The 9,438-nt window shown below is 48.5% G+C and carries 7 protein-coding genes; 4 read left to right on the top strand and 3 right to left on the bottom strand.

All coding sequences use genetic code 11. The annotated features are described in order from the left end of the window. Nucleotides 1-1,702, bottom strand: a 1,702-nt coding sequence (locus AB1757_06995; protein MEW6126768.1) for a S8 family serine peptidase, incomplete at its 3' end; no start/stop codon positions are given. A gap of 267 nt (nt 1,703-1,969) precedes the next feature. On the opposite strand from AB1757_06995, the gene AB1757_06990 reads away from it, so the two are divergent. Beyond that, nucleotides 1,970-2,413, top strand: a complete 444-nt coding sequence (locus tag AB1757_06990) for a hypothetical protein (protein ID MEW6126767.1) — start codon at nt 1,970-1,972, stop codon at nt 2,411-2,413. 131 nt (nt 2,414-2,544) lie between these two features. Here AB1757_06990 and trpE read toward each other — a convergent pair whose 3' ends face one another. After that, nucleotides 2,545-4,026, bottom strand: coding sequence for an anthranilate synthase component I (trpE, locus tag AB1757_06985; protein MEW6126766.1), 1,482 nt, complete (start codon nt 4,024-4,026; stop codon nt 2,545-2,547). A gap of 16 nt (nt 4,027-4,042) precedes the next feature. Beyond that, nucleotides 4,043-4,711 carry a phosphoribosyl-ATP diphosphatase gene (hisE, locus tag AB1757_06980; protein ID MEW6126765.1) on the bottom strand — a complete coding sequence of 223 codons (669 nt, stop codon included), beginning with the start codon at nt 4,709-4,711 and terminating at the stop codon, nt 4,043-4,045. 294 nt (nt 4,712-5,005) lie between these two features. Here hisE and AB1757_06975 point away from each other — a divergent pair, with 294 nt between their 5' ends. The 3 genes from AB1757_06975 to AB1757_06965 all read left to right on the top strand — a co-directional run bounded on the left by AB1757_06975 (nt 5,006) and on the right by AB1757_06965 (nt 9,404). Further along, nucleotides 5,006-5,677: an actin-binding WH2 domain-containing protein gene (locus AB1757_06975; protein MEW6126764.1), complete on the top strand. Its 672-nt coding sequence runs from the start codon at nt 5,006-5,008 to the stop codon at nt 5,675-5,677. A gap of 290 nt (nt 5,678-5,967) precedes the next feature. Then, complete coding sequence (locus AB1757_06970; GenBank protein MEW6126763.1) at nt 5,968-7,449, top strand: PAS domain S-box protein; 1,482 nt, start codon at nt 5,968-5,970, stop codon at nt 7,447-7,449. 5 nt (nt 7,450-7,454) lie between these two features. Beyond that, nucleotides 7,455-9,404: a response regulator gene (locus AB1757_06965; GenBank protein MEW6126762.1), complete on the top strand. Its 1,950-nt coding sequence runs from the start codon at nt 7,455-7,457 to the stop codon at nt 9,402-9,404. Nucleotides 9,405-9,438 lie beyond the last annotated feature (34 nt).

Here is a 9,438-nt window from a genome sequence, read left to right as displayed (position 1 = left end):
TGCCTGAGGTAATCGAGACCCAGTTGGCATTGGGCGAAGCCGTCCAGTTGCAAGCGGTTTGAGTGATGACATTGAACGAGCCGCTGCCGCCACCGGAAGTGAAATTCTGACTCCCGTTACTCAAACTGTACGTGCAGGTTGATACTCCCGCTTGATTCACGGTAAAGGTTTGCCCACCGATGGTGATGGTTCCGGCGCGGGCGCTTCCGAGGTTTTGTGCAACCGAAAAATTGACCGTCGTGTTACCCGATCCGCCGCTTGCCGAGGTAACCATAATCCAGGCGGCATTGCTGAATGCCCCCCAGCTACAGGCGGTGGAATTGGTTGTCAGGTTGACGCTGCCACTGCCACCCGCAGCAGCAAAATTTTGACTCGCTTGTGAAAGATTAAATGAACAGGTGGTTTGATTGGTCAAAGCATTAGCGACGTTTAATCTGCCGCCGGATGCTACCAGATTCGTCCAGTTCGCCAACTGGTCTACGCGATTCATCAAGGTCGCCTTCAATGAAGCGACCGAGAGATTGGGATTGGCAGTTAACAATAAAACGGCGGCTCCGGCAACGTGTGGTGTCGCCATCGAAGTGCCGCTGATCGACCCGTACTGATTTCCCGGAAAGGTACTGAGAATGCCTGAACCCGGCGCAGCTATATCAACCGTGGTCAGCCCGAAATTGGAAAAACCTGAACGGTTGTCCGCTGAATCCGAAGATGCCACCGACACGATGCTTGGCGAGTTATAGGTCGCCGGATAAAACGGTGTGCTGTCATTATTGGAGCCGTTATTGCCCGCCGCAAAAACGTTCAACACCCCGGCATTGCCCGCTGCATCAATCGCGTCCTTTAACGCCTGGTCGTAACTTGCGGCTTCAGGCGCACCGCCCCAACTGTTGCTGGTGACCCGTATGTTGATGCCGCGATTTTTCATCATCGTCACATAGTTGAATGCGGCGATGACCACAGCCGAACTCGAATCGCCATTATCGGCGTGAGTTTTCAGCGACATGAGTCGCGTCGTCCAATTGACGCCGACCACCCCGACACCATTATTGCCGACGGCGGCGATGGTGCCGCTTGTGTGTGTGCCATGTCCATGACCATCGAGCGGTGAAGGATCATTGTTATAAAAATCGTATCCCACATCATCATCAATGAAACCGTTTTGATCATCATCGATATTATTGCCGGGAATTTCGCCGGGATTGTGCCACATATTCGCAGCCAAATCCTGATGGTTGTAATCGGTTCCCGTATCGATGTCTGCGACGATAATGGAGGTGCCGCCGGTTGTCGTATCCCAGGCGGTTGGCGCAGAAATTTTCGTCATCCCGTACATCGAACCGAATTGCGGGTCGTTCGGCGTCACGTCAACACGATAAATAAAATTGGGTTGCACCATTTCGACTTCGGGAAATGAACGATAAGTGGCAAGCCCCGCATCTGTCGTCATGCCTTCCGGTAATTTCAGGTGTTGCCATTTGCCGATAACGTGTTCATAAGAGTGCAGGACGGTTGCGCCGACTGTCGCATTGACGTTGCGCGTGGCTTGCGCGGTAGCCGTGTCTTTGAATCTAACCAGCAACTCGCCTTCTATATAATTTTTATTGGATTTTGAATCCGTTGTGCGCTGCCATCCGGCAAAGCTAACCGATTGCATCAAACTGAGCAGTGATAGAATCAACAACAGGCTACAAATTTTTTTCATATTCAGGTCTTTCCTCTCCAAAACTCCGGGCGGAATTTATCATATAAAATGACAACTTCCCACCGGATGTAAAGGCATTCGATGATAGCGATTGATAATCTTTCAATACCCGCGAATTTTTCGCCTGAAATTTTAATAGAATTTCCGGGACGCTGGAAGAAAAACTTACGTCAGGCGATTTGACTCACAGTGGTTTGATTAAGATAATGGGTGCCTGCAATTGCGCATTTTATTTCCGCAAATCCCAACTTGAAGAGAGAGGAATCAATGAATAGAGGAACCCTTAGCTTTGGTATCAAGCATCATTTTCAAGTTATTCTCTTTGCATCAATCATTATGGCAGCGCTCGGGTTAGCCGGTTGTGGCGGCGACTCGGGAACAATCAAACCATCCGGCACCTATGAGGCGGGCAGCAAAACCGAAAAAGATTTACAAGACCTTTTAACTGCCGATGCGCGGGTTGAAAATTTTGACCTGAGCGGCGACAAACTCACGGTCAATGTCAAACCGACGTTTGCCGATGCGCCCATCGGCTTGCAACAACGCGCCCTGTGGAACTGGTACAACACTTTGCAAGCGGCTCGCAACGGCTCGAAAAAGGTCTCCGTTGAAGCGACCTTTGAAGGCAAAACGGTTGCCAGTTGGACAGGAGGCGAAGGTTTCAAACCACCCGCACAAGCGAAAAAAGAGGGCGGCGAGAAGGCGGATTAGTAAGCGGTAGGCAGTAGGCAGTTTTGAGTTTTAAAGTTTTAGCAGTTGCTTTGCAATAATTTCTATAACCATATTTATAAAAGACCTGAGTAGGCTGAAACTGAATCTGCCTACTGCCTACTGTCTACTGCCTACTGCTTCTCAACCATTTCAATTGCCTGCAACATGGCGCGGGCTTTATTGAGGGTTTCGACGTATTCGCTTTCAGGAATGGAATCGGCGACAATGCCCGCGCCGACTTGAATATAAGCCTTGCCGTTTTTGACGAGAATCGTGCGAATCGCAATGCACGAATCGAGATTTCCCGAATAATCAAGATACATCACTGCGCCGCCGTAAATGCCTCGGCGCGTCGGTTCCAATTCATCAATGATTTCCATCGCCCGCACCTTCGGCGCACCGCTCAGAGTTCCCGCCGGAAAACAAGCCGCGAGCGCATCAAAGCGGTCTTTGCCCGAACGCAATCTCGCTTTGATTGCCGAAACCAGATGCATGACATGTGAATAGCGTTCGATGATCATCAAATCGGTGACTTCGACTGAACCGTAATCGGCGACCCGCCCCAAATCATTGCGCCCCAAATCCACCAGCATGACATGCTCTGCGACCTCTTTTTCATCGGCGCGCATCTCTTCGCCAAGCAGTAAATCTTCGGTCTCGGTTGCGCCGCGTTTTCGGGTGCCGGCAATCGGACGATATTCAAGGCGGCGACCTGTGGCGCGAACCAACATCTCCGGTGATGCGCCGAGCACGAATTGGTCATGCATTTTCAGAAAAAACATATAAGGCGACGGATTCACCACCCGCAGCGCGCGATAGATTTCAAACGGATGAACTGAGAGTTGGACATCGAATCGCTGCGACAAGACCACTTGAAAAATATCTCCAGCGGCAATGTATTGCTTGGCGCGCTCGACGGCATCCTCATACTGCTCTTTGGTCATGTTGGAACGCAGTTTCAATCGCTCAGGTTTTTCGCCACGCGGCAACGGTTCAATCGGGTCTTCAAGTCGCGCTTCCATCGCTTCGATTTCCCGCACGGCGTTTTCATAGAGAGTTTTTAAATCTGTGGTTTCGCCATCGGTAAAGACATTGACGATGATGTGAATTTGCTGTCGCACATGGTCAAAAGCGAGAATGCGCGAGAAAAACATCATCACCGCTTCATCAATGTTTAAATCATCGGGATTTTTGTCAGGAATTTTTTCAAACCAGCGCACCGCGTCATAGCCGATGTAACCAACCGCGCCGCAAACAAATGGCGGCATATCTGGGAGTTTGACCGGAATATGTTGTCCCGACAGACGCCTGAGCACAGTGAGCATCGGTTGGTCGGTTTCCTGAGTTTTATTGTCTGATTCAATGGTGACGCGACCCTGGCGGGCGCGAACGATGGTATGCGGGTCAAAGCCGAGAAAAGAATAACGCGCAACCTTTTCGCCGCCTTCGACCGATTCCAATAAAAAAGAGAACGGATTGTAACGTTCGATTTTCAAATAGGCGGCAACCGGCGTCAGCAAATCCGCCATCACGCGCTTCGATACGGGAATCACTGTGCCTTGCGCAGCCAGTTGTAAAAACTCTTCATAAGTCGAGGGGATTAAATTGTTCATCAATCGGTTGCTTTCGTTATTTGCTTTTGCCCGGCGCTTGCGAGGCGCGATTTTTCAATTCCGTATGCACATCGGTTAATTTGATGTCGCGTTCGACCATCAACACCAGCAGGTGATAAAACAGGTCAGAGAGTTCCGAAACGATTTCGCGATGCGAGCGATTTTTGGCAGCGATGATAACTTCGCCGGATTCTTCGGCAATCTTTTTCAAAATTTTGTCAATGCCGCTGTTGAACAGATAAGTGGTATATGAGCCTTCGGGACGTTTCACTTTGCGGTCGGCAATCAAGTTGTAAAGGTCATGCAACGCCAACCCGAATTCCATCGAATCGACATTAACCACAGCGACATCCGAAGGTTTGGGCTTTTGCGCGTCGTTGAAATCTTTGAGCAAGCTTCGCGGTTTGCGTTTTTCCTGAGTCGGGGATTCCTGTTCAATGAAAATCGTCAGCGACCCGCCATCGAGATTGACGCGCACATCCATCAAGCGATGCGTGGCGGGCAAAGCAGGCGTGACATCGCCTCGCGGCACAAAATGGGCTTGTCCGCTTTGCATGGTTTTCAGCAAGCTGGCATTGTCCATAAATCCCAGCAACAGGATTTCGTTGGTGGCGATGTCCTGGACGATTGCCGGAATCAAGCCGCTTTCATCAAATCGGATGCTGTGAATGATTTTATCCGTCATAACTTTGGTGATGAGAAATTGAGGTTAAATTTGACCTCAACCTTTTTTATCACTGATTAGCGGATGAAAGCAAATTTGCAGCGGCAGTTGCCCGACGCTTTCCCGGATAAAAATTCCTAAGCTTGACTGAAGCGCGACAAATCAATATAAAATCTGACGCGCCATCAAAGAGTTTTACGAAGAATCAACAGCGTAACATTATCTATCAACACGATTGCCATTATCAGGCGAATGAAGCCCGTGCCCGAAATTCTCGTTCATTCCGATGCCAATTACATTTCAGGAGATTTTCAGATGAAAGCGTTGATTTCCATACTTCAAGATCGTGATGCGTTCGTAAAAGAGATTGCCGAAGGCAGCGACTTAAAAAGAAAATTGATTGACCTCAATCTGATTGCGGCTGTCTCATTTGGAATTTATGGCGCAATCATCGGCAGTCAGCATAGTTTGCTGCAAGCCCTTTCATCCTGTTTAAAACTGCCGATTTTATTTTTGCTGACGAGCGCCATCTGCATGCCGACATTATTTATTTTCAGTTCATTTTTCGGCTCCAAGCGCTCCGTTTTACAGACCTTTGTGTTGCTGTCTACCGGCAGCGCGATTATCGGGCTGGCACTGGTTGGGTTTGCGCCGATTACCCTCTTTTTCATTGTGACAACGCACAATTATCAATTTTTCAAAATTCTCAATGTTTCCTTTTTCTCGGTTTCAGGTCTGCTGGGCGTGCTGTTTTTCAATCGCATGTACGTTCAACTTTCCGAAGACAATGTCCAAATGATCAAGGCGCGGCGCATGTTTCTGCGATTCTGGTTACTGCTGTTTGCTTTTGTTGGCACGCAATTGGCGTGGACATTGCGCCCGTTTTTTGGCGCACCCGGTTTGCCCTTTGAAATTGTCAGAGAAATCGGCGGTAATTTTTATACAGACATCTTTCGCTCGATGGGTCACCTGTTCGGCAAATTTTAAACCTCAAAGAAAAATTAAAAAGAAATTACGAAGGTTGCGCGGGTGACGCTTGTTCACCCGCCGACGCGCTCGTTTTATTCTTGAATAATTACCGGCAAGGCTGAATAAAAGAAAAAAACTTCTGGTAGAAGCGATTAAAAAGAGTTAGTCTATGTGCCAGGAAATCTAGCACCTCACCTCGAATTTTAATCGAAGTGAACATTTAAACGTACCACATGCGGCGCAGGGTTTTGGGAAAGCGTCTCCTTGAGAAAATAAATAATAAAAAATTTTCCCGGAGCTAAATCACCATGCGTTTGAATGAAGACCTAGTTGACATTTCTGCTCCATCGTCCATTAATAAAGGAGCCAGCCCAGACCACGAAAAAATTTTTCAACAACTTTTTGAATTTGCCCCCGATGGGATTGTCGTTGTTGATAAAAACGGATTGATCAATCAGGTCAATGCTCGGGCTGAACAGATGTTCGGATTCAGTCGCCATGAACTCATCGGACAGCCCGTCGAATGCCTCATCCCCGAACGGTTCAGCAATCGCCATATCAATCAGCGCAATCAATATCTCGGCGCTCCGCATGTTCGTCCAATGGGCGAAGCCCTCGACCTTTATGCGCAGCGTAAAGACGGTTCGGAATTTCCGGTTGACATCTCGCTCAGTCCGATTGAAAGCGAAAACGGCAGAATGATTCTTGCGGCGGTTCGTGATATTACCGAACACAAATTTGTCGAAGCCCAGGCGCGCGAAGCCCAGGAAATTTTTTCCCGCCTGTTTGAATTCGCCCCTGATGCCATCATCGTTATCGGTAAGAATGGCTGCATCACCCGCGCGAATGCCCAAACCGAAGAGATGTTTGGCTTCACCAGAAACGAGTTGATAAACCAGCCGATTGAAATTCTCATTCCCGACCGCTTTACTGCAAAACATATCGGTCATCGCTCAGGCTTTCTCAACGCGCCGCTCACGCGAACGATGGGCGCGGGATTGGAACTTTATGGCAAACGTAAAGACGGCACAGAATTTCCTGTTGATGTCATGCTCAGTCCTGTGCAGATGGAATTCGACCGGGTCGTGCTGGCAGTGGTTCGCGACATCACCGAACGAAAAACGGCTGAACTGAAAGTTCAGGAAGCTATGCGGCGAGAGATGCATCTGAAAGAGGTTCATCAAAAAGAGCTGCATCATCGGATTAAAAATAATTTACAGGTCATTTCATCTCTGCTCTACCTGCAATCGGCTTATGTCAATGATACGGCGACCCTCGAAATTTTGCGCGAGAGTCAAACGCGCGTCAAATCCATTGCCTTGATTCATGAAAAACTCTACCGTTCGGATAATATCGAGAAGCTTGATTTTGCAGGTTATGTTCGCGACCTGCTGGTGGATATTTTTCGCACCTATAGTGGACTGCACGAAGGACTCGCGGTTCATACCGACCTGGAAACCATTCATCTGGGAATCGACACCGCCATTCCGCTTGGACTCATTATTAACGAGTTAATCTCGAATGCCCTCAAACACGCCTTTCCCAATAATCAACCGGGAGAAATCTGGGTTGATTTGCATCCGCTCGGCGATAAGCAATTCAGCCTATCCATTAGTGACAATGGGGTGGGATTGCCTGCCAATCTCGACTGGAAAAAGACCCGCTCTCTGGGACTCAAACTGGTGATGGATTTAACCAAACAACTCGAAGGCAAGATTGAGGTATTCAATCAACCCAAGACTCGATTTCAAATTACCTTCGGTGAGTTGCAGTATAAAGAAAGGGGATAGTTTCGATGATACCTAAAAAAATCTTGATTGTTGATGATGAAATTATTATCGCCAGAGAATTGGAAGCCCGCCTCACGTTGCTCGGTTATGAGGTCACCGGAATTGCCTCATCGGGACGCGAAGCCATTGCGCTTATCGAAGAAACCGAACCCGATCTGGTGCTGATGGATATTGTCATAAAAGGCGATTTGGATGGCATTGAAACCGCCGCGAAAATTCGCCGCCGCTGGTCAATTCCGGTTATCTATTTAACCGCCTATACCGATGACACGACTTTGCAACGCGCCAGAATCACCGAACCTTTTGGCTACATCGTCAAACCCTTTTCCGAACGCGAACTGCGCGCCAATATCGAAATGGCGCTTTATAAACACGAAGCCGAAATTAAACAGCGCAATATTGAAAACTGGTTTGCCGCTTCCATGCGCGGAATTGCCGATGGCGTGATTGCCACTGACAGAGAAACCCTGGTCACCTTCCTCAATCCGGTAGCCGAGTGGGTAACCGGTTGGGGCGCTAGAGAAGCCATCGGCAGACAAGCCAAAGAAGTTTTTCAAATGCTCTCGGCAAATGATTATGAACAACTGATTGACCCGATTAGCACCACCTTGACGAGTGGCATTGTCACCGACATATCGGGGAATGTTTTTCTACTCAACCGCAAAGCCGAAAAAATTCCGATTGATTATTCCGCCGCCTGTCTGCGCGACGAATCCCGCAATCCGACAGGGGTGGTCATCGTCTTTCGCGATTTAAGTGAAAGACAGCGCACCGAAGGTTTGCTGCGCGATACTCAGGAACAATTGATTCAAGCGCAAAAAATGGAGGCGATTGGGAGACTGGCTGGTGGCATCGCTCATGATTTCAACAATCTGCTCACCGCGATCATCGGTTACAGCCAACTGGTGATGGATCAACTCCAGGATAATGACCCGATTTATTTAAAAATTGCCGAAGTTGAAAAAGCCGGGAAACGGGCTGCCGAATTGACCGGGCAACTCCTCGCGTTCAGTCGCAAACAAGTGCTGCAACCCAAAGTCATCAACCTGAATGCGGTCATTGATGATATTGAAAAGATGTTGCGGCGGTTGATTGGTGAAGATATTGATTTTTCAGTTATCCCCGACCCGCAACTCGATTCCGTTAAAGCTGACCCCAGACAAATGGAACAAATCATTATGAATCTGGCAGTCAATGCCCGCGATGCGATGCCGCAAGGTGGCAAATTAACCATTGAAACCGCCAATATCCATTTGGATGAAACCTATGCCAGCGACCATGTGACCATCAAACCCGGTCCCTATGTTCTGCTGGCGGTGAGCGACACCGGCATCGGCATGGATAAAGAAACACAATCCCGTATTTTTGAACCGTTTTATACCACCAAAGAATTTGGCAAAGGCACGGGACTCGGCTTATCCACGGTTTATGGCATTGTCAAACAAAGCGGCGGCAACATCTGGATTTACAGTGAGCTGAATCAGGGCACGACCTTTAAAGTTTATTTGCCAAGCATCAATCAAAAGCTTGAAATAAATGATGCGCAGCAAGCGGCAAGTACCCCGCACGGCGGGTCGGAAACCCTCTTGCTGATTGAAGATGAAGAAGCGGTTCGGACATTGGCGCGTCAAATCCTCGAAATGAATGGCTACACGGTGATCGAAGCCAGCAATGGCATTGAGGCGATTAACCTTTGCCAGATACATCAGGATGCAATTGAGATGGTCATAACCGATGTGGTCTTGCCCGGTCTTAGCGGCAGTGATTTGGTTGAGCAGTTGCGGGCAATGGGATATGACAAAAAAATTCTCTATATGTCAGGTTACACCGACCGGACGATTGTCAGTCATGGCATCCTTGAACCGAATATCGCTTTTCTGGAAAAACCGTTTACGCCCGCGTCACTCAGTAAAAAAGTGAGAGAATTGCTGGATGAAGAAGCCATCGAAGAATAAGCGAACACTTGTTGAAACGGTAGTGAAGCGATAA

Source organism: Acidobacteriota bacterium (assembly GCA_040754075.1).
Lineage (GTDB): Bacteria > Acidobacteriota > Blastocatellia > UBA7656 > UBA7656 > JBFMDH01.
Note: the sequence above shows the minus strand (reverse complement) of the source record. Positions and strands in the feature narration are given on the sequence as shown.

Bases quoted from the DNA above. Each gene is read 5' to 3' on its own strand.
- trpE (MEW6126766.1), bottom strand. From the start codon at position 4,026: ATGAACAATTTAATCCCCTCGACTTATGAAGAGTTTTTACAACTGGCT.
- AB1757_06990 (MEW6126767.1), top strand. From the start codon at position 1,970: ATGAATAGAGGAACCCTTAGCTTTGGTATCAAGCATCATTTTCAAGTT.
- AB1757_06970 (MEW6126763.1), top strand. From the start codon at position 5,968: ATGCGTTTGAATGAAGACCTAGTTGACATTTCTGCTCCATCGTCCATT.
- AB1757_06965 (MEW6126762.1), top strand. From the start codon at position 7,455: ATGATACCTAAAAAAATCTTGATTGTTGATGATGAAATTATTATCGCC.
- hisE (MEW6126765.1), bottom strand. From the start codon at position 4,711: ATGACGGATAAAATCATTCACAGCATCCGATTTGATGAAAGCGGCTTG.
- AB1757_06975 (MEW6126764.1), top strand. From the start codon at position 5,006: ATGAAAGCGTTGATTTCCATACTTCAAGATCGTGATGCGTTCGTAAAA.